This window comes from Mesorhizobium sp. M7A.F.Ca.ET.027.02.1.1 (assembly GCF_004022985.1).
In the GTDB taxonomy this organism is placed as follows: Bacteria; Pseudomonadota; Alphaproteobacteria; order Rhizobiales; family Rhizobiaceae; genus Mesorhizobium.
In genome coordinates this window covers 1-551 of the sequence record NZ_RZOL01000903.1, presented here as the reverse complement: position 1 = coordinate 551, position 551 = coordinate 1, and the positions used below count along the sequence as shown (strand labels likewise).

At 59.5% G+C, this 551-nt stretch carries 1 protein-coding gene; it reads right to left on the bottom strand.

The window, feature by feature from the left end:
* Window positions 1-79: 79 nt before the first annotated feature.
* Entirely contained in the window at window positions 80-547 is a 468-nt protein-coding gene (locus EN749_RS36920; RefSeq protein ID WP_245491604.1) for a hypothetical protein, read from the bottom strand.
* Between the last annotated feature and the right edge of the window lie 4 nt (window positions 548-551).

Genomic DNA, 551 nt, shown 5'->3' with positions numbered 1-551 from the left:
CTTCCTTTCTGATCCTTGCCAAGTTCAGCGGCCCACCATCGGAGTTCCCGACGCTGCCTTCGGGTCAAACTGTCCGGTGTCATCCCTTTGGCATTCCCGCAGATTCTGGAAGGCAAAAAACGCCTTGCGTGATCGAAAGCACGACCCCTCCTTTCGGTTCGACAATGGCTCCCGTCCAGGCTTGCGAGTAAGTGCGGCTCGCATCGACCGCCGTCAACCACAGGACGCGGTTGTCCGCCAGCTCGACTTTCACCTCCGCCTGCAGGGGACTGTCATTGACCGTCTGCCGGTAGTGTCGCTTGATCTTCACCGTCCCCTCAGGAAACAGCGCGCGGCTGTTTTCATATTCGATCTCGAACTTCACACCGCCGGCGTCGCCGATTTTGCAAGTCCCGTCTCGCTCACAGATCGTGCGGGCCGTCGCTTCGCACGTCCAATTGTACCCTGACAGCCACATCGGATTGCCTGCCTGCGCAAACGTGAATCCGGGCACCAGCAGAGTGATGATCGCTGCGGGGGCGATCGCACGCATTCGAAAGTGTGACACGCTG